Origin of the sequence: Enterobacter vonholyi, from assembly GCF_040834095.1 — a bacterium.
Classification (GTDB): domain Bacteria; phylum Pseudomonadota; class Gammaproteobacteria; order Enterobacterales; family Enterobacteriaceae; genus Enterobacter; species Enterobacter vonholyi.
Genome location: NZ_CP162152.1, coordinates 600410 through 623746 on the forward strand (window position 1 = coordinate 600410; position 23337 = coordinate 623746).

Annotated in this window: 22 protein-coding genes; 2 read left to right on the forward strand and 20 right to left on the reverse strand. The window is 59.6% G+C overall.

Annotated elements, in window-relative coordinates; genetic code table 11:
- Positions 1–49: 49 nt before the first annotated feature.
- The 14 genes from yjiA to hpaG all read right to left on the reverse strand — a co-directional run bounded on the left by yjiA (position 50) and on the right by hpaG (position 14974).
- Positions 50–1003: a GTPase gene (gene yjiA, locus AB3N39_RS02820; protein ID WP_115876542.1), complete on the reverse strand. Its 954-nt coding sequence runs from the start codon at positions 1001–1003 to the stop codon at positions 50–52.
- A 10-nt stretch (positions 1004–1013) separates the two neighbouring features.
- Positions 1014–1217, reverse strand: a complete 204-nt coding sequence (locus AB3N39_RS02825) for a YbdD/YjiX family protein (RefSeq protein ID WP_003856610.1) — start codon at positions 1215–1217, stop codon at positions 1014–1016.
- Between the two features lie 65 nt (positions 1218–1282).
- A complete protein-coding gene (locus AB3N39_RS02830) occupies positions 1283–3436 on the reverse strand; it encodes a carbon starvation CstA family protein (protein WP_111964124.1) in 2154 nt (717 codons plus the stop codon).
- Positions 3437–3627: 191 nt separating this feature from the next.
- Positions 3628–4545, reverse strand: coding sequence for a YafY family protein (locus AB3N39_RS02835; RefSeq protein WP_115876541.1), 918 nt, complete (start codon positions 4543–4545; stop codon positions 3628–3630).
- Positions 4546–4724: 179 nt separating this feature from the next.
- Positions 4725–5237, reverse strand: coding sequence for a 4-hydroxyphenylacetate 3-monooxygenase reductase subunit (locus tag AB3N39_RS02840; protein ID WP_111964122.1), 513 nt, complete (start codon positions 5235–5237; stop codon positions 4725–4727).
- 17 nt (positions 5238–5254) lie between these two features.
- Positions 5255–6817 carry a 4-hydroxyphenylacetate 3-monooxygenase, oxygenase component gene (gene hpaB / locus AB3N39_RS02845; RefSeq protein ID WP_008501307.1) on the reverse strand — a complete coding sequence of 521 codons (1563 nt, stop codon included), beginning with the start codon at positions 6815–6817 and terminating at the stop codon, positions 5255–5257.
- Between the two features lie 184 nt (positions 6818–7001).
- Entirely contained in the window at positions 7002–7928 is a 927-nt protein-coding gene (gene hpaA, locus AB3N39_RS02850; protein WP_367897059.1) for a 4-hydroxyphenylacetate catabolism regulatory protein HpaA, read from the reverse strand.
- A 9-nt stretch (positions 7929–7937) separates the two neighbouring features.
- A complete protein-coding gene (hpaX, locus tag AB3N39_RS02855; RefSeq protein ID WP_325849481.1) occupies positions 7938–9290 on the reverse strand; it encodes a 4-hydroxyphenylacetate permease in 1353 nt (450 codons plus the stop codon).
- 21 nt (positions 9291–9311) lie between these two features.
- The gene (gene hpaI, locus AB3N39_RS02860; protein WP_367897060.1) at positions 9312–10109 is read right to left on the reverse strand and encodes a 4-hydroxy-2-oxoheptanedioate aldolase; all 798 of its coding nucleotides are present in this window, start codon (positions 10107–10109) and stop codon (positions 9312–9314) included.
- A 9-nt stretch (positions 10110–10118) separates the two neighbouring features.
- Positions 10119–10922 (reverse strand): 2-oxo-hept-4-ene-1,7-dioate hydratase, encoded by an 804-nt coding sequence (gene hpaH, locus AB3N39_RS02865; protein WP_133293727.1) that lies wholly within the window; start codon positions 10920–10922, stop codon positions 10119–10121.
- A gap of 67 nt (positions 10923–10989) precedes the next feature.
- Positions 10990–11370, reverse strand: a complete 381-nt coding sequence (locus AB3N39_RS02870) for a 5-carboxymethyl-2-hydroxymuconate Delta-isomerase (RefSeq protein WP_133293728.1) — start codon at positions 11368–11370, stop codon at positions 10990–10992.
- 9 nt (positions 11371–11379) lie between these two features.
- The gene (gene hpaD / locus AB3N39_RS02875) at positions 11380–12231 is read right to left on the reverse strand and encodes a 3,4-dihydroxyphenylacetate 2,3-dioxygenase (protein ID WP_115876535.1); all 852 of its coding nucleotides are present in this window, start codon (positions 12229–12231) and stop codon (positions 11380–11382) included.
- A 2-nt stretch (positions 12232–12233) separates the two neighbouring features.
- Complete coding sequence (gene hpaE / locus AB3N39_RS02880) at positions 12234–13700, reverse strand: 5-carboxymethyl-2-hydroxymuconate semialdehyde dehydrogenase (RefSeq protein ID WP_367897061.1); 1467 nt, start codon at positions 13698–13700, stop codon at positions 12234–12236.
- Positions 13697–14974, reverse strand: a complete 1278-nt coding sequence (gene hpaG / locus AB3N39_RS02885) for a 4-hydroxyphenylacetate degradation bifunctional isomerase/decarboxylase (RefSeq protein WP_248175333.1) — start codon at positions 14972–14974, stop codon at positions 13697–13699. The genes hpaE and hpaG overlap by 4 nt, the downstream gene beginning before the upstream one ends.
- Positions 14975–15244: 270 nt before the next feature.
- Between hpaG and hpaR the strand changes: the two genes are divergently transcribed.
- Both hpaR and tsr read left to right on the forward strand, forming a co-directional pair.
- Positions 15245–15685: a homoprotocatechuate degradation operon regulator HpaR gene (gene hpaR, locus AB3N39_RS02890; RefSeq protein ID WP_023334396.1), complete on the forward strand. Its 441-nt coding sequence runs from the start codon at positions 15245–15247 to the stop codon at positions 15683–15685.
- A gap of 83 nt (positions 15686–15768) precedes the next feature.
- Positions 15769–17433 carry a methyl-accepting chemotaxis protein gene (gene tsr / locus AB3N39_RS02895; protein WP_133293732.1) on the forward strand — a complete coding sequence of 555 codons (1665 nt, stop codon included), beginning with the start codon at positions 15769–15771 and terminating at the stop codon, positions 17431–17433.
- A 92-nt stretch (positions 17434–17525) separates the two neighbouring features.
- Here tsr and AB3N39_RS02900 read toward each other — a convergent pair whose 3' ends face one another.
- The 6 genes from AB3N39_RS02900 to AB3N39_RS02925 form a co-directional block, all read right to left on the reverse strand.
- The gene (locus AB3N39_RS02900) at positions 17526–18032 is read right to left on the reverse strand and encodes a GNAT family N-acetyltransferase (RefSeq protein WP_248175344.1); all 507 of its coding nucleotides are present in this window, start codon (positions 18030–18032) and stop codon (positions 17526–17528) included.
- A gap of 29 nt (positions 18033–18061) precedes the next feature.
- Complete coding sequence (locus tag AB3N39_RS02905; protein WP_023615762.1) at positions 18062–18535, reverse strand: hypothetical protein; 474 nt, start codon at positions 18533–18535, stop codon at positions 18062–18064.
- A 1-nt stretch (position 18536) separates the two neighbouring features.
- Positions 18537–19277 (reverse strand): transcriptional regulator, encoded by a 741-nt coding sequence (locus AB3N39_RS02910; protein WP_367897062.1) that lies wholly within the window; start codon positions 19275–19277, stop codon positions 18537–18539.
- Positions 19278–19402: 125 nt separating this feature from the next.
- The gene (locus tag AB3N39_RS02915) at positions 19403–20359 is read right to left on the reverse strand and encodes a spore coat protein U domain-containing protein (RefSeq protein WP_023326652.1); all 957 of its coding nucleotides are present in this window, start codon (positions 20357–20359) and stop codon (positions 19403–19405) included.
- On the reverse strand, positions 20350–22638 hold the full coding sequence (locus tag AB3N39_RS02920) for a fimbria/pilus outer membrane usher protein (protein WP_367897063.1): 2289 nt from the start codon (positions 22636–22638) through the stop codon (positions 20350–20352). Before AB3N39_RS02920 ends, AB3N39_RS02915 begins: the two co-directional genes overlap by 10 nt.
- Positions 22559–23335 (reverse strand): molecular chaperone, encoded by a 777-nt coding sequence (locus tag AB3N39_RS02925; RefSeq protein ID WP_143344620.1) that lies wholly within the window; start codon positions 23333–23335, stop codon positions 22559–22561. The genes AB3N39_RS02920 and AB3N39_RS02925 overlap by 80 nt, the downstream gene beginning before the upstream one ends.
- Positions 23336–23337 lie beyond the last annotated feature (2 nt).

The window sequence follows — 23337 nt, forward strand, 5'->3', positions numbered from 1 at the left end:
CCTTCACCCTAGCCCTCTCCCCATAGGGGAGAGGGGATGTTCGATGCGGTTATTTCTTCAGACCCGCAAACGCCGCCCGAATTTCTTCCTCCGGCAGTTGTATGCCGATAAACACCATCACGCTGTGCGGCGCTTCATCGCCCCACGGGCGGTCCCAGTCGGCGCTGTACAGGCGCTGCACGCCCTGGAACAGCAGGCGGTTGGGTTCGCCGTCAATCCACAGCATTCCTTTGTAGCGCAGCAGCCTGTCGGCAAACGACAGCAGCAGGTTCTCCATCACGCGGGAGACCTCGCTGATATCCACCGGATAATCCAGCTCCACCACAATCGACGCCACGTCGTTTTGCTTGTCTCCCATAAAGTGGAAGCGCGGTTTCGCGGTGACGTTCTCCTCCAGCATAAAGCCGTTGGTGTTGAACAGCTGGGACAGGTCGATATCGCCGTGCGTCACCGTGTAAATCGGCGCGCGGGAGTTAATGCGGGTCAGGCGCTCGCGAAGCTTTTCGCTTTCGCCCGCCACGTCGGTTTTGGTCAGCAGGATGCGGTCGGCGTAGCCCACCTGAGACTGGGCGATGGTGAACTGGTTCATCTGTTCGTCGGCGTGGACCGCATCAACCAGGGCAATCACGCCGTCCAGCAGATAGCGCTGACAAAGGATCTCATGGGAGAAAAAGGTCTGAATAATCGGGCCGGGATCGGCCATGCCGGTGCACTCGATCACCAGGCGGTCAAAGTCGATTTCCCCGCGATCGCGGCTGTCGAGCAGGTCCAGCAGGGCATCTTCTAATTCGTTAGAGCGGGTGCAGCAGATGCAGCCGTTGGTCAGGGTTTTGATCTGCGTGGCGCGATCGCCAATCAGCTGGTCGTCTACGGAGACTTCGCCAAATTCGTTTTCGATGACGGCGATTTTGAAGCCGTGCTGCTCGTTCAGAATGTGGCGCAGCAGGGTGGTTTTACCGGCGCCGAGGAAACCGGTCAGCAGGGTAACGGCAATCGGGGTCATGGTCTCTCCTTTAGCAGCAGCGGACGCCGCCTTCTCCACTTCCGCCGTAGCGCGCTTCCTGACGCTCGCGGAAGAATTCAGTGTAGGTCATGTACGGCTTATCCGGATGGTTGGTCTTCATATGCTCAACGTAGTTGTCATAGTCCGGAATGCCAATCAGCATTTTCGCCGCCTGACCGAGGTATTTTTTTGCTTCGCCTAAGTTACCAAACATAACGGGTCCTGATAAGAAAAAGCCCGGTGGCGCGCAGCGATCCGGGCCTGGAGTGACATGCTGGATTAATGGTGTGAAGAGGTCTTCACGCCGCCTTCAGGCACCGGCACGTACGGGGTTTCTTTGTCCGTACGGCCGTCGGCGTTACGCACTTTCAGCCAGGTTTTGATGCCATAGAAGATGATGCTGTACACCACCACCAGGAACAGAATGCTCAGACCCGCGTTGGTGTAGTTGTTCACCACGATATGGTTCATGTTGGCAATCTGCTGGGCGGTCAGATCCGCGCCGCCTGCGGCAATCTTCTCTTTGTACTGGTTAGCCATGAAGAAGAAGCCTTCCAGCTGCGGGTTGGCGCTGAACAGCTTCAGGCCAAGCGCCCAGGTGGTGCAGAGCAGCAGCCACAGCGCAGGGACCACGGTGACCCAGATGTATTTGGTGCGTTTCATCTTCACGAGGACAACGGTACCGAGCACCAGAGCTACAGCCGCCAGCATCTGGTTAGAGATACCGAACAGCGGCCACAGGCTCTTCACGCCGCCGAGCGGGTCGACAACGCCCTGATACAGCAGGTAGCCCCACAGGCCGACGCAGCCCGCCGTACCCAGAATGCCTGCTACCAGAGAGTCGGTTTTCTTCAGGAACGGCACGAAGTTACCCAGCAGATCCTGCAGCATGAAGCGGCCCGCACGGGTACCGGCGTCCAGCGCGGTGAGGATGAACAGCGCTTCGAACAGAATACCGAAGTGGTACCAGAAGCCCATGTCCGCCCACGGCAGCACTTTGTGGAACACGTGTGCGATACCGACAGCCAGCGTCGGTGCGCCACCGGCGCGGTTCAGCACGGACGGTTCGCCGATGTCCTTCGCGGTCTGCATGATCTGCTCAGGCGAAATCACGAAGCCCCAGGAGCTGACGGTCGCAGCCGCGTGTGCGCTGGCGTCTTTCAGCTGCGCCATAATCAGCGCCGCGTTGTCGCCGCCCATCTCGTGCAGGTTCGGCATGGTAATACCGAGACCCGCCGGAGGGGTGTTCATCGCGAAGTACAGACCCGGTTCGATGATAGACGCGGCAACCAGCGCCATGATCGCCACGAAGGACTCCATCAGCATGGCGCCGTAGCCGATGAGGCGTGCGTCTTTCTCGTTTGCCAGCAGCTTAGGCGTGGTACCGGAGGAGATCAGGGCGTGGAAGCCGGAGACCGCACCGCAGGCGATGGTGATGAACAGGAACGGGAACAGGGCGCCTTTCCACAGCGGACCGGTACCGTCGATGTACTGGGTCACCGCCGGCATTTTCAGTTCAGGGTTGATGATCACAATCCCGATTGCCAGCCCGACGATCACGCCGATTTTCAGGAAGGTCGCCAGGTAGTCGCGCGGGGCCAGAATCAGCCAGACCGGCAGCAGCGCGGAGATAAACGCATAGCCAATCAGCGCGAAGGTGATGGTGGTGTCCTTGAAGGTCAGCGCCGGGCCCCAGTACGGGTCGTGCGCGATGACGCCGCCGAAGTAGATAGAGGCCACCAGCAGCACGATACCAATGACCGACACCTCACCTACGCGTCCCGGACGCAGGAAGCGCATGTAGATCCCCATGAACAGCGCAATCGGCACGGTAGAGCAGACGGTGAAGACGCCCCACGGGCTTTCGGCCAGGGCTTTCACCACGATCAGGGCCAGCACCGCGAGGATGATGATCATAATCAGGAAGCAGCCGAACAGGGCGATAGTCCCCGGCACGCGGCCCATCTCTTCTTTGACCATCTCACCCAGAGAGGCGCCGTTACGGCGAGAAGAGATAAACAGCACCATAAAGTCCTGCACCGCACCCGCCAGCACCACGCCAGCGAGCAGCCAGAGCGTACCCGGCAGGTAGCCCATCTGCGCGGCCAGTACCGGGCCGACCAGCGGGCCTGCCCCGGCGATAGCGGCAAAGTGGTGACCAAACAGCACGTAGCGGTTGGTTGGCACGTAGTTCAGGCCGTCATTGTTAATGACCGCCGGCGTGGCGCGCGTCGGGTCGAGCTTCATGACCTTCTGCGCGATGTATAAGCTGTAGTAGCGATAAGCCACAAGATAGACGGAAACGGACGCGACCACGATCCACAGGGCGCTTACGTGTTCGCCCCGGCGTAATGCGACAACCGCCAGACAAAAAGCGCCGAGGATCCCGAGTAAGGCCCAGGGCACGTGCTTCAGTAGTTTTTTAGTATCCATAGTAAGACCTGGTTTTTTATGTAAAGAAAAAAGGGTCAGGGTTCGTTGTGAGGAGGTATTGATTAATGCTGGAGCGATCGTGCCAGATCAACGCGCGCGTAAAGGACGGTAAATGAATGAGTGGTTGAAAGTGCCGGGTGAGCGGTCAAAGGCGGCGACGAGCGGTTTCGGCTCGCCGCCAGTGGGCGAAATTATGTGATTGAGATCACTTGATTATTCGGGTTGCGTTCCACTGCCAGATAGTTCTCCAGCGTTCTGATGAGCTTCTCCTTCAGCCAGCTCGGTTCCAGTATCTGAATATGGGGGAGCCAGTAGAACAGCAGCGGCAGGATCTGGTTCTCGTGTGCCGCCTGGCAGCGCAGCGTGACGCCGCCCTGTTGCTCCTCCAGCAGCTCCTGTTCCGGCAGAAGATCGCGGCGCAGGAAGTAATGTGAAATATTATCTTTAATAAATATTTTCACTGCGAAAGTATCTTCAGATACCCAGGGGTCGAGGCTTTTCTCCAGCAGCTCAAGAACGTTTTCTTCAGGAGTGAAGGTCGTTTTCTGAATATCAAACCAGCTAATCTGGCTCAAGGAGAAGGATTTCAGTCGGCTATTTTCGGTGGCTTGTAAATACCATATATTTTTTTTGTTAATGAGTTTATAGGGATTAATCAGACGGGTTTTACCCTTATAAACGATCTGACAAACATTATGGTTTTTAATCGATTTCTCGATTTTCGTTAAATGACGGCGAATATCACGCTCTACCGTGTGTTCTGCTTCATTGCCAAGAATAAGAATATGGTTTTCGTCAACGCGCGTTTCAAGCTTCTGCCAGAATTCCGTATTTCTTTCAGGGAAAAAGCTGTCAGCATTCAGGAAGTTAGCAAGGGTGTGATGTAAGCCTTGTCCGCCGGGCGATTGTGCAGAATGGATCAGCCGATATAGCCCGTTACCGAAATGTTCAACAATGGGAGAGAGGGCATTTAAATCCCGGTAGACGGTACGCTCGGTAATTTTAAATTTCTCCATTAGCGCACTGCGGTTTACCACACCGTTTAAATGTAGCTCAACCAGAATATCGACCAGACGTTCAGCCGAGCGGCTACGCGTCGTTTTAGCCATAAGGTCATCCTGTATATTTAGGTATGCGCTGAATGATGCGGATGCACTGACAGGTAGTGTCAGTATTCAGTCGCAGAAAATTTCTCTTATGGCTATATAACGGCGTGATTTAGGGGAAACCTTAGGAGTTTTTGTAGAAAGCGGCGCTGGCCGGAAAAAAAGGCCAGCGCGAGGGGGCATCACAAGGCGGCTTCTGCCTCCAGCATGACCGGGTGGAAACGGCGCCTGAAGTAGATCAGGCCGTGTCCCGCGTCACTCAGGATAATGTTTTTAACTTCAACAAGGTAGACAAGATGCGTGCCGATGGTTTGCACCTGGCTAATCTCACCTTCAAGGCTGGCGAGCGCACCCTTGAGCACAGGCTGCGCCAGCGGCCCTTTCTGCCAGCAGGAGAGTGCAAAGCGCTCTTCCATCGTCATACCGGTCATCCCGGCGAAATGGCGAGCCATGATCTCCTGCTCGTGGTTCAGCACGTTAACGCACAGCCTGCCGTTGCCCTGGAATACCGGGTTCATGGCGCTGTTGGCGTTGATGCACACCATGACCGACGGCGGGGTGTCCGTGACCGAACAGACGGCGGTGGCGGTAATGCCGCAGCGGCCCGCCTCGCCCTCGGTGGTGACCACGTTTACCGCCGCCGACAGGCTACTCATTGCGTCGCGAAAACGCAGGCGTTGTTCATCTGAATGCATTGCAACCTCCCGCTGCGCTATTTCAGCAGCTTGTCGAGCATGTTGATATCGCTGTTGTTGTGCAGGTGCGGTACGGTCCAGCCGTGCTGGTCGTATTCGGACATGCAGCGGTCGACCATCGCCATCATCTTGTCCATGTTGCCGGAGCTCTGCGCCTGGCGCAGACACTGCAGGCGAATTTCATCCTGGCTGCCGGAGTAGTTAATTTCGTACAGCTCGTGACGACCGCCGAACTCGCTGCCGATGGCGTCCCACATCAGTTTCAAAATCTTGATACGTTCAACGTGATCCATGCCGTTGGAGCCGCGCACGTATTTCGCCAGATACTGGTCGATCTGCGGATTGTTCAGATCCCGGGCGCTGGACGGCAGGTAAATCAGGCCGGACGTCACGTTACGCTCGATGATGTTCTTGATTTTGGCGTAGGCCATCGGCGCCATCACGCGGTAGGTTTGCAGCGCGGCGTGATCCGGCAGATACGCGCCGTTGACCCACGGGGTGGCTTCGGAACACATGGAGTCGCTCAGCGCCCAGAACATGTTGCGCCAGGCCACCACTTCGCCGAGATCTGCCTGCACGCCGCGGAACTCCAGGGTACCGGTGCACTCCAAGGATTTCTTCAGCAGGGCGGTGATGAAGTCGAGCTTCACCGCCAGGCGCACGCAGGCCTGCAGCGGGTACATGCGGGCGAAACCGCCTTCCATCGTCCAGCGACGGCAGCGGTCGAAATCGCGGTAGATCAGTACGTTTTCCCACGGGATAAGCACGTGATCCATCACCAGGATCGCGTCGTTCTCGTCAAAGCGGCTGGAGAGCGGGTAGTCGTAAGGGGAGCCGGTCGCGCCTGCCACCATCTCGTAAGAGGCGCGGGAGATCAGCTTCACGCCCTCGGCATCCATCGGCGCGACGAACATCAGCGCGAAGTCCGGGTTTTCGCCCATCACCTGCGCGGAGCCGAAGCCGATCATGTTGTAGTGGGTCAGCGCCGAGTTGGTGGCTACCACTTTCGCGCCGCTGACGATAATCCCGGCGTCGGTCTCTTTCTCCAGCTTGATGTAAACGTCTTTTACCTCGTCCGCCGGCTTGTGGCGGTCGATCGGCGGGTTAACGATGGCGTGGTTGAAGTACAGGCCGGTTTCCTGAATGCGGGTGTACCAGTTCCGGGCGTTCTGTTCGAACTGGCCGTAGAAGGCCGGGTTAGCGCCGAGCGCGCAGCCGAAAGCGGCTTTGTAGTCCGGCGTGCGGCCCATCCAGCCGTAGCTCAGGCGCGACCACTCGGCGATGGCGTCACGCTGCTGGCGCAGGTCGTCGGCGCTTTTCGCCACGCGGAAGAACTTGTGGGTGTAGCCGCCGCTGCCGGTGTCGGTGCCCCAGCACAGCGTGTCCTGCATGTCCGGCTTGTGCAGCGCGTCGTACATCTGCGCGATGGAGGCCGCCGCATTGCGAAACGCCGGATGGGTAGTGACGTCTTTGACGCGCTCGCCGTAGATATAAATCTCACGACCGTCCTGCAGGCTTTTTAAATACTCTTCACCGGTTAACGGGCGTTTGGCGTCTGCGCGGAACTCTTCAGGCTTCATAGGGACCTCGTATCGGAATAGTGTTGTTAAATTTATGTTTTGTTTTTGTTGTTTAATTGAAGCCTGAGAGGGGCGTAACGTGAAGGGACGATTGGGACAACGACGGGTACTTTTCGGGTGGGATTGGGATTTGTGATCGTTGTCCCCTCACCCTAACCCTCTCCCCTTTGGGGAGAGGGAACAATTACACCCTCTCTCCTTTGGAGAGAGGGCCGGGGTGAGGGGAAACCGGTACTTTCTGAGCCCGATACGCGCTGGGCGAGCATCCCACTATGCGGTTAAAAAAGCGGGCGAAATAGGCCGGATCTTTGAACCCCAGCTGCCAGGCAATTTCGCTGACCGTGCTGTCGGAGAAGAGCAGCAGGCGCCTGGCCTCCCGCAGCTGGCGGTCGAAGATCAGCCGTTTTGGCGGACGGTTGGCGAAGCGGCGGCAGATATCGGTCAGACGGGATTCGGTCAGGTGCAGCTCGCTGGCGTATTCCGGCACCGTCCAGTGCTGGTGGTAGTGGGTGTCGATCAGCTGGGTAAAGCGCTGGAACAGCTTCAGCTCGCCGCGCATGCCGCCCGAAGCGTGGTCGTCGAGCTTCGCGTTGCGCAGCAGCAGGGTAAACACCGCCTGCGCCAGCAGGACCAGGGTATGCCCGCGCCCGGGCAGCTGTTCCGTGGATTCCCGGGCAATCAGCTGCCAGTAGTGCTTCAGCGCCGCCAGCTCGTCCGGCTTATCCGCCAGCGAGAGGCAGAGCCCCGGCAGGCCAAACGCCTCCCGCGTGCCGGGGTAGAGCACCTCCAGCAGCGGCCAGATCAGATCCTCACGGACCGTCAGAACGTGTCCGTCGCTGTCGGATTCGGTGATAAACGCGTGCGGCACCGACGGCGGCGTGAGGACGAACAGCGGGGCCTGCACCGAATAGCGGTGATCGTCGAGCTGGAGCTCAATCTGCCCGGTATCGAGAAAGTGCATCTGAAAGTACTGGTCGTGACGATGCGCCTGCATGTCGCGGCCAAAAAAGGCCGCCATGCGGGCAAACGACTGGTAGTGCACATCGTCGGTGCCCAGACTTTCGTCGTACTCCTTGCTGATATCGATGTTGGTAATGGGGCTCTGGCACATAACGGCTTCCTAGTGGATCTTCTGCGCCGCGATGCCCGGCTCGCGTTCAAGGCTTTCGCGCTGCGTCATCGGGATGCGCGTCAGCACCAGCGCGCCGACCACCAGCAGCCCGGCCACAAACCACAGCCCCGAGCTGAAGCTGCCGGTCGCGTCGCGCAGGATCCCGATCAGCAGCGGGCTGACGGCGGAACCGACGTTGCCGATGGCGTTGATCACCGCCAGCGCCACCGCGCGGGACTGCAGGCTAATAACCCGATCCGGCGTGGTCCAGAATATCGCCATGGCGGTAAACGATCCGGTTGAGGCCATGATGATGCCAAGCAGCTGGATCAGGCTGTGATCCGTCGCGGAGGCCAGCATCCATCCCGCCGCGGCGAACAGGTACGGCAGGATGGTGTGCTTTTTTCGCTCTTTCAGCCTGTCGGAGCGGCGGCTCCACCAGATCATCCCGAGGATGGTGCAAAACTGCGGGATCGCTGCCAGCAGGCCGATGACGATATTGCTGCTTCCCATGTTGAAGCTTTGCAGGATCTGCGGCGTCCAGATGTTGATTGCACTCAGCGTATTGGTCAGGCAGAAGTAGGCCAGCGTGTAGAGCAGCACCGCCGGGGTCAGCACCTCGCGCAGCGTCGAACGCGGCGTGACGGATTGGGCAATCGCAACCTCCTGCTCGCGGGCGATCATCGTTTTGAGCGCCTGCTTTTCGTCCTCATCCAGCCAGGTGGCCTGGTCCGGCGTGTCGTTGAGGTAAAACCAGGTCACTACGCCGAGCACCACCGACGGCAGCCCTTCCAGCAGGAATAGCCACTGCCAGCCCTTGAGGTTCCACAGTCCGTCCATCGCCAGAATGTACCCGGAGAGGATCGAGCCGAGCATCATTGTTACCGGCATGGCGATCATAAACAGCGCGTTGGCGCGGGCGCGGTGATAGGCCGGGAACCACCAGGTGAGGTAGACCAGAATACCCGGCAGGAAACCGGCTTCGGCAATGCCCACCAGCATGCGCAGGACGTAGAGGGTTTCGGGGCTGGTGGCGAACATGGTGCAGGTGGAGGCAATACCCCACACCACCATGATCCCGGCGATCCAGCGGCGTGCGCCGATCTTCGCCAGCATGATGTTGCTCGGAATGCCGCACAGCACGTAGGTGACGTAAAACAGCGTCGCGGCCAGGCCAAACATGGTTGACGTGAGGCCAAGATCTTTACCCATCGTCAGCCCGGCGAAGCCGATGTTGATGCGATCGAGAAACGAGAAGACAAACAGGATAAAAAGAAAAACGATCAGGCGACGGAACAGCTTGTGAATGACGCGGTGTTCAACAGCTTTATTATCATGGGCTTGCAGGGTAGAGGTCGTCATGGTGCGCTCCAGATCTTACGTTTAGTAGACGGATTTATTGTTATGAACTGACGTAACCGGTTTTTCGATAAAGCGTGCCGCCAGCGCTTCCGCGCCGCGGGCAAGCAGGGTAGTGTCGACCCCGACGGCAACAAACAGCGCGCCGAGCTCAAGATAGCGTTTTGCCAGCGGCTCGTTCGCCATCAGGATGCCGGGTGCTTTACCGGCGGCGCGTATCTGCGCAATCGCCTGCTCGATGGCGGCCTGCACCTCCGGGTGCTGCGGATTGCCTGCAAAGCCCATGTCTGCGCTGAGATCCGCAGGGCCGATAAACACGCCGTCGACGCCTTCCACGTCCAGGATTTCCGGCAGGTTTTTCAGCGCCTCGCGGGTTTCAATCTGCACCAGCACGCACATGGCGTCGTTGGCCTGCTGCAGGTAATCGGGAATGCGGTTCCAGCGCGACGCGCGCGCCAGGGCGCTGCCCACCCCGCGAATGCCCGCAGGCGGGTAGCGGGTGGCACGTACCGCCAGCCGCGCTTCGTCGGCGTTTTGCACCATCGGCACCAGCAGGGTTTGCGCACCCACGTCCAGCAGCTGTTTGATCTGCACCGGGTCGTTCCACGATGGCCGGACCACCGGCTGGCTGGGATAAGGGGCGATAGCCTGCAGCTGGGTTAAGACGGTCTGCACGCTGTTCGGCGCGTGCTCGCCGTCGATCAGCAGCCAGTCGAAGCCTGCCCCGGCCAGCAGCTCGGCGCTGTAGCTGCTGGTCAGCCCCAGCCATAAACCGATTTGCGGACGGCCCGCCTGCAGCGCCGCTTTGAATGCGTTTTGCATCGTGCTCTCCTAGACAAAGCGGCAGCTGATGGAGCCCATGCTGCCGTAGTCGACGTGGAAGGTGTCGCCCCTGCTGGCGGGCACCGGGCGGGTAAACGAGCCGCCGAGAATAATCTGGCCGGGCTCAAGCTGCACGTCGTACGGCGCCAGCCTGTTCGCCAGCCACGCCACGCCGTTCGCCGGGTGGTTAAGCACGCCTGCGGCCACGCCGGTCTCTTCGATCACGCCGTTGCGGTAGAGCAGGGCGGAGATCCAGCGCAGGTCCAGCTCGTCGGGCTTAATCGGACGGCCGCCGAGGATCACGCCCGCGTTGGCGGCGTTATCGGAGATGGTGTCGAAGACCTTGCGCGGACGCTGGGTCTCCGGGTCGACGTTGTGGCAGCGGGCGTCGATCAGCTCCAGCGCGGGGATGACGTAGTCCGTGGCGTTGTAGACGTCGAAGATAGTGCAGTTCGGGCCGCGCAGCGGTTTTGCCAGCACGAAGGCTAGCTCCACTTCAATGCGCGGGACGATGAAGCGGTCGACCGGGATGTCGCTGCCGTCGTGGAAGAACATGTCGTCCAGCAGCGCGCCGTAGTCCGGCTCGCTGATCTGCGAGCTGGCCTGCATCGCTTTGGACGTCAGGCCGATCTTGTGGCCCTTCAGCACGCGGCCTTCGGCAATCTTCAGGCTGACCCATTCGCGCTGAACGGCGTAGGCGTCTTCAATGGTAATCTCCGGGTAGTCCAGCGAGATCGCGCGGATCTGCTCCCGGGACTGTTCCGCCTGATGCAGACGATGGGCGATCAGGGTATGGGTATGTTTGTCGAGCATGGCGATATCCTGTTTTATCTTTGTTTTCACCCTCTCCCTGTGGGAGAGGGGACTGACCGTGCCGGTATTACTTAAACAGCGCGTGCACGTTGTTCTGTTTGTAATTAAGGGTCGGGTGCAGCTCGTCAAGCTCGAACGACAGCGCCAGGTAGCGGCTCGCCATCAGCTCCGCGAAGTGCGCTTTGATAAGGCCAAACAGCATCTCCCCCACGGCTTCCCGGCTCTCCAGGCTGCGCCCGGCGCCGATTTTCAGCGTCATATGCACAAAGGCGTAATCGTGCCTGCCGTCGGCCATCTGCCAGGTGTCCAGCCAGTGGGCGCGGCTGCGGATACCGCCGATAGGGAAGATGCCCGTGGCGGCGAGTGCCTCGTTCACTTTGGCGAACAGCCCCGGCAGGTCGGCCTGCTCGCGGATGTTCTCGGTACATTCAGCAATAAAGTGCGGCATGGTGGCTCCTTAGGCGGGCAGCGGGAAAACGGCGTTGACCTGGCCGGTTCCGGAGCTGGCGAACAGCTCGGTGAGAAACTCCACCTTGCCGTCGTATTTGTCCCAGCCGAGCATCCCCAGCAGCATCACCGTGTCGTGCATGTTGCCCTCGCCGTAGCAGTAGTTGGCGTACTCCGGCAGCATGCTGCAGAATTCTTTAAACTGACCCTCACGCCACAGCTTCACCACGCGCTCGTCCATCTGACGGTCGAACTCCCGGGTGTAGCTGTTCATCCCTTCTTCCGCGCGCTGGTCGTCGATAAAGCGGTGCGACAGCGAGCCGCTGGCGAGCACCGCCACGGTGCCGTCGTATTTTTCAATGGCGCTGACGATGGCCTCGCCCAGCCTGCGGCTGTCGGCGAAGTCGTGAACCGTGCAAAACGCCGAGATGGAGACCACCTTGAAGTGCTTATCCGCGTTCATGTAGCGCATTGGCACCAGCGTGCCGTACTCCAGCTTGAGGCTCGGAATGTTGTGCGCTTTGGCGCGCACGCCAAGCTTCACCGCCTCGTCGGCGATGAGCTGACCGAGTTCCGGATTGCCGTCGTAGTCGTAGGTCATGTCGCGGATAAAGTGCGGCAGCTCGTTGCTGGTGTAGACGCCCGAAAAATGGTCCGCACAGTTGATGTGGTAGGCGCTGTTCACCAGCCAGTGGGTGTCGAAGACGATAATGGTATCGACGCCCAGCTCCCGGCAGCGCTTGCTAATTTCTTTATGCCCATCGATAGCGCCCTGGCGGCAGCCGTGGTTTTTGCCCGGCAGCTCGGAGAGATACATCGACGGCACGTGGGTGATTTTTGCCGCTAGCGCTAATTTGCCCATTTTCAGATCCCCCACTTTGGAATCGGATGGTCGCCCATGGAGATGCAGACGTTCTTCATCTCCGCGAATACCTCGAAGCTGTACTCGCCGCCCTCGCGGCCGGTGCCGGAGGCCTTCACGCCGCCAAACGGCTGGCGCAGGTCGCGCACGTTCTGGGTGTTGACGAACACCATGCCCGCTTCGATATTGCGCGCCAGGCGCAGTACCTTGCTGACGTCCTGGGTCCAGATGTACGACGCCAGGCCGTACTCCACGTCGTTGGCCAGGCGCAGCCCTTCCGCTTCGTCCTTGAACGGCAGCAGGCAGGCCACCGGCCCGAAGATCTCCTCCTGCGCCACGCGCATGCGGTTGTCGACGTCCGCCAGCACGGTCGGGCGCAGGAAGTTGCCGCCCTTCAGGTGCGCAGGCAGGTCGGTCGGTTTGTCCGGGCCGCCCGCCAGCAGGGTTGCACCCTCTTCAATGCCGAGGCGGATATAGCCGGAGACTTTTTCCCAGTGCTGCTGGCTAATCAGCGCGCCAATCTGGGTGCTCGGATCGGTCGGGTCGCCCACGCGCAGGCGGTTGGCGCGCTCGGCGAAGCGCTTGACGAATTCCGGGTAGATGCTCTGTTGGATAAAGATGCGCGAGCCCGCGGTGCAGCGCTCGCCGTTGATGGAGAAGATGGTGAACAGGGCGGCGTCCAGCGCGCGCTCGATATCCGCGTCTTCAAAAATCAGTACCGGGGATTTGCCGCCCAGCTCCATGGAGTACTTCTTCAGCCCGGCGTTTTTCATGATGTTGCGCCCGGTGGCGGTGCCGCCGGTGAAGGAGACCGCGCGCACGTCGTGATGCCGCACCAGCGCATCGCCTGCCGTCGCGCCGTAGCCCTGCACCACGTTGAGCACGCCCGCCGGAATACCCGCTTCGAGGGCCAGCTCGCCCAGACGGTCGGCGGTCAGCGGGGAGAGCTCGGACATCTTCAGCACCGCTGTATTACCTAAGGCGAGGCACGGCGCGACCTTCCAGGTGGCGGTCATGAACGGCACGTTCCACGGCGACACCAGCGCGCAGACGCCCACCGGCTGCACCAGGGTGTAGTTGAGCATCTTGTCGTCGACCGGGTAGGTTTTGCCGTTCATCTGCTGGCACACCTCGGCGAAAAATTCGAAGTTGTGCGAGGCGCGCGGAATTAGCACGTTTTTGGTCTGGTGGATCGGCAGCCCAGTATCGGCGGTTTCCATGGCGGCGATCTCCGGCACGTTCTGGTCGATCAGATCGCCCAGACGACGCATCAGGCGCGCGCGCTCCTTCATCGGCAGGTTGGCCCACTTCGGAAACGCCTCCTTGGCGGCGGCAACGGCCTGATGGATTTCGGCTTCGCCGCCTGAGGCCACTTCTGCCAGGACCTCGCCGGAGGCCGGGTTAGTGGTGTGGAAGTAGTCGCTGCCCGCGACGTTTTTACCGTTGATCCAGTGGTTAATCTTTTTCATTTTGCCGTCTCCTCACTCACAATTCGGTTCACCAGGCGTCCCACGCCTTCCACTTCCACCACCACCTCATCGCCCGGCACCACGTCGGAGAGCCCCTTCGGCGTGCCGGTGGCAATCATGTCGCCCGGCTGCAGGGTCATAAAGTCGCTCAGGTAGGCGATCAGGTACGGGATGCTGAAGATCAGATCCGCCGTGGTGCCTTCCTGACGCAGCTCGCCGTTGACGAAGGTGCGCAGGGCGAGGTTGTGCGGGTCGGGAATGGCTTCTTTTGGCACGACGTTTGGGGAAATGGGGGTCAGCCCGTCGCGGCTTTTTACCCGCAGGTTCGGGCGGTAGTAGTTTTCCAGGTAGTCGCGGATGGCGTAGTCGTTGCAGACCGTGTAGCCCGCAACATAGTCCATCGCCTCGGCTTCGCTCACCTTACGCGCGGTTTTGCCGATGACCACCACCAGCTCCGCTTCATAGTGCATGTACTCGATATTGTTCGGGCGCACCGACGTCTGGCCGTCGCCGTTGAAGGTGTTTGGCGCTTTGATAAATACCAGCGGCTCGGTGGGCGGCTTGAAGTCCAGCTCGCTGGCGTGGTCGGCATAGTTCAGACCGAGGGCAAACAGCGTGGCGTGCGGCGGCGTGCGGTGCGTGTGAGCGACGTCGCGTTCATCTACCACCGGGTTTTCCAGCGTCGGAAAGCCTGCCGCCAGAATACGCACGCGATCGCCCGGACGGATCTCAACGCGGCTTTGCGGGGTACCGAGCAATATCGCATCGCCGGGATTGAGGGTAGCGAACTCGCTCAGGGCGCTCAGCAGTTCGGCTGCGGTACGCTGAAGGTCGGCCGTGTTCCAGTGGTCCGCTTCGCGGCCGTTGATCTCGGTGATGATGGTCAGGTTATCCACGTTACCAACGGCGACCATCTCACCGAGCGGGCAAAATCCGTCACGGCATTTCGCCTTGATGGCAGGGCGGTAGAAGCTCTCTTCCGGCAGGCTCACCTCGTTGGCGAGCGCGTATCCCGCAATGTATTCCGCGGCGTCCTCCACGCGCACCTTGCTGGCGGTTTTGCCCACGACCAGCGCCACCGTCGCGCCGCTCAGCACCGTTTCACCCTGCGGGAAGGGGATCGGCTCGCCCGCGCGGATCACCGTGTTATGCGGTTTGATAAACCACACCGCTGTTTTCGGCGGCGTGTTGTAGGGGGCTTTTTCAAAGGCCTCACGCCAGGCTTCACGCTGGCTTTGATGGTTGAGGGCGACGGCAAAAACGGTACCTTTCATTTACATACTCCTCAGGCCGGATGTCCGGTTTGGATTTCATTAATATGTTAATGATCTGGTTTTATGCTTTTGCTGTTTATTTCGCAATCAGAAGTGAAAAATTTGTGATATGAATAACAATAAATTTACATGTTGGACTTTATTAATATTTAAATCATAGGGTTAATAAAATTGACGGGTTTCTGTTAGACTTTTTGACGGAAAACGCGTTGTTTATAAAAACATCTTTTAGTGATTGTTTACTTGTTAATGATGTGAAGGGGAGACGCTATGCATGATTCATTAACCATCGCGCTGCTGCAGGCGCGGGAAGCGGCGATGTCCTATTTCCGCCCAATCGTGAAGCGCCATAACCTGACCGAGCAGCAGTGGCGCATTGTGCGCGTGCTGGCTGAACATCCGTCGATGGATTTTCACGATCTGGCGTTTCGCACCTGTATTTTGCGCCCGAGCCTGACCGGCATCCTGACGCGGATGGAGCGCGACGGCCTGGTGCTGCGCTTGAAGCCGGTGAACGACCAGCGCAAGCTGTACGTATCGCTGACCAAAGAGGGAAATGCGCTGTATGAACACGCCCAGGCGCAGGTCGAAGAGGCGTATCAGCAGATCGAGGCGGAATACACGCCGGAGAAGATGAAACAGCTGACGGCGCTGCTGGAAGAGTTTATTGAACTCGGAAACCGGCATAACGCAGCGCGGGAAGAAGAGTAAAAACCACAAATTCCAGGATGATTTTCGTAAAGTTTTCCCTTTCCAGGCCGAAAATTCTGTATCTGTCTGAGGAAAGAGAAAACATGTTAAACCGTATCAAGATTGTCACCAGCTTAATGCTGGTTTTAGCGATATTTGGCCTTTTACAACTCACGTCCGGTGGTCTTTTCTTTAATGCCCTTAAGAATGACAAAGAGAATTTCACCGTCCTGCAAACCATTCGCCAGCAACAGTCCACGCTGAACGCCAGCTGGGTAGCATTGCTGCAAACCCGTAATACCCTGAACCGTGCGGGTATCCGCTATATGATGGATCAGAGCAATATCGGCAGCGGCGCGACCGTTAACGATTTGATGCAAATCGCGTCTTCGTCTCTGAAACAGGCGGAAAAAAACTGGGCTGCCTATGAAGCCCTGCCGCGCGATCCGCGTCAAAGCGATGCGGATGCCATGGAGATCAAGCGTAACTATGATATTTACCACGGCGCGCTGGCGGAGCTGATTCAGCTGCTGGGCGCGGGCAAAATCAACGCCTTCTTCGACCAGCCGACCCAGAGCTATCAGGACGGTTTTGAGAAGCAGTATGTGAGCTACCTGCAGCAGAACGACAAGCTGTATCAGACGGCGGTCGAAGACAGCAACAGCTCCTACAGCCAGGCTATCTGGGTGCTGATTAGCGTCCTGATTGCCGTGCTGGTGGTTATCGTGGCCGTCTGGCTGAACATCAAGCAGACGCTGATCTCTCCGCTGAATCGTCTGATCGACAACATTCGCCATATCGCCAGCGGCGACCTGGTGAAGCGCATTGAGGTTCAGGGCACCAACGAGATGGGTGAACTGGCCGACTCGCTGCGTCATATGCAGGGCGAACTGGTGCGTACCGTTGGCGACGTGCGTAACGGCGCGAACGCTATCTACAGCGGCGCGAGTGAAATCGCGATGGGCAACAACGACCTCTCCTCCCGTACTGAACAGCAGGCCGCTTCCCTGGAAGAGACCGCTGCCAGCATGGAACAGCTGACGGCGACCGTTAAGCAGAACGCCGAGAACGCTCGTCAGGCAAGCCATCTTGCGCTGAGCGCCTCTGAAACCGCGCAGAAAGGCGGCAAAGTGGTGGATAACGTGGTGCAGACCATGCGCGATATCGCGGGCAGTTCGCAGAAAATCGCCGACATTATCAGCGTGATTGACGGGATTGCCTTCCAGACAAACATTCTGGCACTGAACGCGGCGGTAGAAGCGGCGCGTGCGGGCGAGCAGGGCCGTGGTTTTGCGGTGGTGGCAGGTGAAGTACGTAACCTGGCCCAGCGCAGCGCCCAGGCGGCACGCGAGATCAAGAGCCTGATTGAAGACTCCGTGGGCCGCGTGGAAGTAGGCTCAACGCTTGTCGAAAGCGCCGGTGAAACCATGGGTGAGATCGTGAATGCGGTAACACGCGTCACGGACATCATGGGTGAAATCGCCTCTGCGTCTGACGAGCAGAGCCGCGGTATCGACCAGGTGGGTCTGGCGGTAGCAGAGATGGATCGCGTGACCCAGCAGAACGCCTCGCTGGTTGAGGAATCTGCCGCAGCGGCGGCCGCCCTTGAAGAGCAGGCAAGCCGTCTGACTCAGGCCGTAGCGGTATTCCGCATTCAGCAGGAGCAGATGAAAGCGCGCGAATTCGCTTCTGCGAAAACCGTTTCAGCACCGGCGATGACGCGTAAAGCGGTTACCGCTGACGCAGGTGATAACTGGGAAACCTTCTAACGCCGTGTGTTGTGCCGGGTGGCGGCTGCGCCTTACCCGGCCTACGATTCAGGGTTTTGTAGGCCCGGTAAGCGCAGCGCTACCGGGCGATATTACAGAGGCAGGCGCATGGCGCAGCGCGTTTCATACGCGAAGCCGTGCGCTGTCTCTTCTTCCCTTTTCCGACGCAGTTCAGGCGTCAGCGTCGTCATTTTTTCAAACCCCAGCCGAGCATAGAACGGCGCATTCCACGGGACGTCCCTGAACGTCGTCAGCGTCAGCGCTGTCAGCCCCCTTTTACGTGCATGGTCTGCCACGCAGGCGATGAGCAGCCTGCCGATCCCTTTTCCCTGCCAGTGCAGATTGACCGAGAGTTCGACAATAAACAGTGATGACGGATGGGCTTCGGCGAGGATAAACCCGACGGGCTGGTCGTTTGCCAGCGCCAGCCAGCTTAGCCCGCGTTCGACATAGCCGAGGTGTTGGTCAGTGGAAATGACCTCGCCGTCGGCAAGCCAGGCGAGTGCCGGGAAGCCACGGAAGCGCCCGGCCGCCGCGCGTTCAATGGCGGGCAGGGCGGCAACGTCGTTGCGGGTGGTAGGGCGAATGCGAATGGTCATGGCGGCAAGTATAGCCTGACCCGTCGACATTATTCCGAGCAGATCAGCACCGGCGAATAGAAATTGCTGATCACCAGCGCGTCTTCCGGCGTGCGCTCTATTGTCAGGAGCCTTTTATTGCCCAGCGTCAGGCCGGCAACGTATTTTTCAAAGACCCCGGGCGGCATGGCGTCATGGCTAAAACGCTCCACTTTTTGAATAGCAATCTCATACAGTTCGCCCTCCACGTGACGCCATTTAAACATCTCCTGGCGGGAAACCTCCCAGCTGCGCGGGGCATTCACCACGCTGCCGTTAACCGTGATATACCCCGTTTTGTCGGGATGAAAACGCATAATGATCTCACCGTCAAAGGTGAAATCGTGGCTGTCGCGCCGGTCGGAGAAGGTCAGGTTTCCATCGCAGGCCACCGACAGCGGGGGCGTGTGAAAGTACCACGCCGTCACGGCGCCCAGCAGCAGCAGGTTGAGGAACAGGATTAGCCAAACTTTTTTGTGTCTCATATCACCACTCGTAATAGTAAAGCGTACGACAGGCGCTGGCTTTACCCCGCGTGAGGGAACATTGGGAGAGCACCAGCCGCCCTTCGTGGCCGTAGAAAAGCGTTCTCTGAATGTGCATGTAGAAAATTGAATTTTTCAGGCACGGAAGATGGCCGTCCTTCTGAAGCGTTTGCGCCAGCGTTATTGCCTTCCCGTGAAACACGTCCGCCAGCGGCGTAAAGGTGTAGACCGGGCAGGTGCCGATATGCGTCAGCAGATGGATCTCCCTTTGTGAATTTTCTGGCTTGATCAGCGCGATCCAGAGGCATAGCGCAACGACGACCAGCGTGAGCGCGCCGCAGAACAGCCATTCCGGGCGAACGCGCCATGCAGGTTTTGCCGTTTCGGCGGTCGGCGGAGCCTCCTCCAGCGGAGTGACCGTGACGTCCGCGCTGAGCATAAAGCCCGTTTTCGGTACGGTAACGATAAGCAGCGCGTCGGGAAGCAGGGCCGCCAGCATCTTGCGCAGAATGCTGATGTACTGGTTTAAGGAGTTGTTAGATCCCTGGAGCCCTCGCCGATCCCAGACTTCCTGGAGAAAGGTTTCCCGTTCAACCACGTTCCCATGATGCTGAACCAGCAGCTTCATGATGGTATTGGCCGTACAGGTGAGGAGCTGCGCATTCTCATCCGGCGCATTGATAAGAGAAACAGAACCGTCCTCGTCGTTATAGACGATGGCGTCAGCAAGCAGGTATTTCATAAGTTGTTGTAATAAAAACAGAGATAAAAAATAAAAGAGAAGATCTACGCCTTCCGGGCTGCATTGCTGGCTATTTTAACGCCATTGTTACCGATAACATTGATCCAGACAGGATTTTGGGTGGTTTAATAAGTCAGCGTGATAATCACGTCATCAATAAATTCCCCGGTACCGGTTAGCGGCTGTGCCGGGACCTCGCCATAAACGGTGTAGTTCTGGGTGCCGCCAGCGGGATTGGTGACCTGCAGCGCATCGCCGCTGCTTTGATCTCCCCAGCGTTGCGTGGCCGCCTCATCCTGCCAGAGCCCGTAGCGCAGGCACTGGCCCTCGCTGTTGCAGAGCTGCCGCTGGTTACCGCTGGCATGGTTGCCTTTGCCCATGGCAAGGGTGAACGCGGTTCCGGCCGGACAGCGCGTGGTGAGGGTGGCGGTGGAACGCGTCGGACGCAGGGTCGCGGTGCTGGTCAGGGTGCCGAAGTTAAGGGGCGTCACGCGCTCGATGTAGCACCCCTGGCTGATTTCAGCCTGCGCGCTGGTGCCGCCCTGCACCTGCTCCCCCTCTGCGGAACCGTCCGAGCAGTTTTGCAGGGCATCCTGACGCAGGGCGCTGTGCCAGGCGATACGCAGATTCATGTTGTAGTTGTAATAGTGGTAGGCCGGAAGCTGGCTTTGCCCTGCCGGAATGGTAGCGATAAGCGGAAAGGTACCGCTGACGTTGGCATTGCTTTGCGCGGCCAGAGTCTGCTGAATCAGGTTCCCGCTGCTGGCAGGCCCCAGCTCCTGAGAGCGCGCTGCGCCGTTCAGCAGGCGGAAGAGGAGGGTGTACTGTTTTCCCTCCTGGTCCCCCGGCGAGATCATCTCAAAGGGCGGGGCGTCTACGCTGCTCAGGCAGACGTTGAGATATTCCGTCCTGCCCTCGTTGTCGGCCTGGCAGCTAAACTTGACCTCGGTGTTGACGGAGGTGGTATTGCCCGCCACGACGTTGCCAAAGTTAATGGCGGGCATGGAGGTTATCCAGCAGGCTGCCGCCATCGCCTTCACGGACAGGACGAGCAGCAATAATAACGGTGCTCTTAATGACACAGTTGTTCTCCGATATTCTGTATAGATGACGCGGTACGGGGCGCCGGAAGCGTGACCCGGCACGCTCCCTCACCGGTTTTCACCACCAGTTCACCCGGCAGGGGCGGATCTTCAAGCCAGATAAAGCCATCGCGTCCCACGATGGTGGCACCCTGCGGCGTTGACACGACGCTGCCCAGCGGGAGCGGCCTGCGGCGGCTGTCGACCAGCCGGGCCTGAACCGTGACGGCGTGATGGACGTTAAAATCGACTTTGACCGCGCTGCTGTTGCCCGGCCTGGCATGCATGTCGGTGACGGGGGCGATCACATCGGCGGGCAGATCGAGCGGGTTAATGCTGACTTTGCTGTTGTGGTAGCGCGGCAGGTCGGTCAGCAGGAGATAACCGTCCTCATCCGTTTCACCGGCCGGGCGGTTTTCCAGCATCACCGGTACGTGCCCAATACCGTGCGTGGAGACCAGCGCCATGCCCTGCTGGATGTAGCGCAGCGCGTGCAGGCTGCCGTCCAGCAGCGTCAGGCTACCTTCGGCGGAGGCGTACTGGTTGCCCTGGCTGGCACCCTGCTGCAGCCCAACGTGCCATTCGCCCGCTCGGCCCAGATAGCCTACGTCCGCATATCTTTCACGTCGTTCGCCAAAGCCCTGGCCCAGCTCCCATGACCAGCCGCCGGCCTCATCGTCCGGCTGGTGGCGGTAATCCATGCGCGGCGTATCCCGGCTGGCCTGAGCGGAGAGCGTGTCCTCGCGACTCAATGGGACGGAAAACAGCAATTGAACGTGACTCGACGCATCCGTAAACGAGCGGGTATAGCTCAGCGTGGTGGAGATGTGTGCCGGCAGCGACACCGACCAGGAGGCGTTGAGGTAGCGCTCTGTGCTGCCCTGAATGTTCTGCTGTACCCAGCCCGCGCCCACGGTACCGAAATGGGGGACGGACTGGCTTACCCACACGCTGTCGCTGCGCCTGACGGGCGCGGCACCGCTCATGCGGGCGTTGTCGGCGAAATCCGCCCCGGTACGGACGGTGCTGGCAGAAATGCCCGTTCCTCTGCCGTTCCACTGCCAGCCGAGGCCCCACTGAACGCCCTGACCGTAAGGGCTATCGCTCACGGCAACGTGCTGGCTGACCACCCCTACGGCGGGGGAGACCAGCCAGTCAGCGCCCGTGCCCACGTTGTGCAGCCTGCGCTGCTGCTCCGTATGCAGCGCCAGCGTCAGGTGATTATTCACTCCATAGCGCCAGCCCGCGTCCAGCAGCGGCGAGGCGGCATAGTCGTCGGAGTGCAGGGCGTAGTTTTCCCGCATCCAGCCGATGTCCAGCGAACCGCTGCTGAGCCCTTCCGCCAGCATGCCCGGGGCGCCGTAGAGATCGAGCTGTACGGCGCGACGCTGACCGTTGATATCGGTAATCACCACCTCCGCCTGCCCGCTGCCGGTGAAGGACGGCAGGGTATCCAGCAGAAAGTCTCCCGGCGTGACGCGCTGGCTGCTTTGCTTTAGGCCGTCGATATATAGATCGACCGTGGAAGGTAGCACGGCCGTGTCGCTGTAGCGGCTGCGCGGTTCGGTATTGAGCTGGGGATTAAGCTCAAAGTTACGTGCCCAGTGCAGACCGCCAAAGCGTACCTGCCGGCTCCAGCGGGTGCCGGTGGTGATGCTGTCGCCCAGCGCCAGCGTGGTCAGCGAGTCGGTGTTGTCCCACTGCCAGCGGGTTTCGAGACGGGTGTGGGTAGGCCGACCGGCGCTGTTTTCCTCCCCGGCATGGCTTGAAAAACTGCTGCTGAACGTTCCGGGTAGCCCTCCGGACGCGGTCAGCATGGTCTGGGCGTTAAGCTGGCGCTTCCCCTGCACGTCGCTGGCGTAGAGCGCGTATCCGAGCGTATAGGCGTTGACGGGCTGCGCATCAGGATAGCGGTACATCGGCGTGGGCCTTGAGACGGTCAGATGCTGCTGGCCCTCGAGCGCGTCTGCTTCTGCGGTAATCGACAACTGCTGGGACAGCACGTCGAGATTGACCTTCAGGCCCGGCAGGGAGGTCAGCTCAACCCACTCTGCGCGATCGTCCGGGGCGTGAAGCCCCAGCTTTTTCATGTCGCTGCGCCTTATCCATAGCGCATTATCCACCACCCGGCAGGCCCACAGCTCGCCTCGCGGGGCGTGGTTCACGGTAATGGCCAGCCATTGTACGGTGTCGGTGGGTTCAGCCCTGGCTGACAGCATGAGCGGTAGCCAAAACAGGAGCGCGAGAAGCGAGCGGGCGCAGGGGTATCTGGCTGGCATGATGGTCATCATTGAGATAGACGCGCAGCGAGCTGAGCGCGTGTCGTGAGGGCTGCTTGAGCGATAAAAGGGCGATTTGTCCCGGGAGCACATAGCCCGCCAGGCCTTTAATCGACCCTACAACCTGCCCATCGGCCGTCAGGGCCTCAAGGTGGCTCAGGCGGATATGGCGGTTTCCGGCGTTAAAGCAGCGGAGAGTGGCCGGTATGTCTGCCTGCTCACAGCTCAGGGCATCGTGGCTGACGGGCGCGCTCTGGTTCCCGGCAATAAACACCGGAATCGAGTAGCGCAGCAGGAAGTGCACCGCGGTGGGATTGGCGGCGCGGGACGTGGCGTCCGGCAGTTCGTCGATGACCAGCCGGTAACTTTGCTCCTTTGCACGGTTGCCTGGCTGCATGACGATAATGCGCACCAGCTGCTGCTGGCCCGGCGCCAGTGATGTCATCGCCGGGCTGGTGACCACCTCCCCGGTGTTCACCAGAACATCTTTACCGTTTTTTTGCATCCATTCGTACACCCGAATCTGCGCATGGATGGCCTCTTTCCCACTGTTAGTGAGATAGACCGCCGCTGCCCGCTGGTCGCTCTGCAGATCGAGCGTTACCGGGGCCACCTGAAGCGTGGCGGCCAGCGCGTAGCGTGACAGCAGCGCCAGCATCATGAGCCATAGAATGAAGCAGGGAAGGTAGCGACGCACGA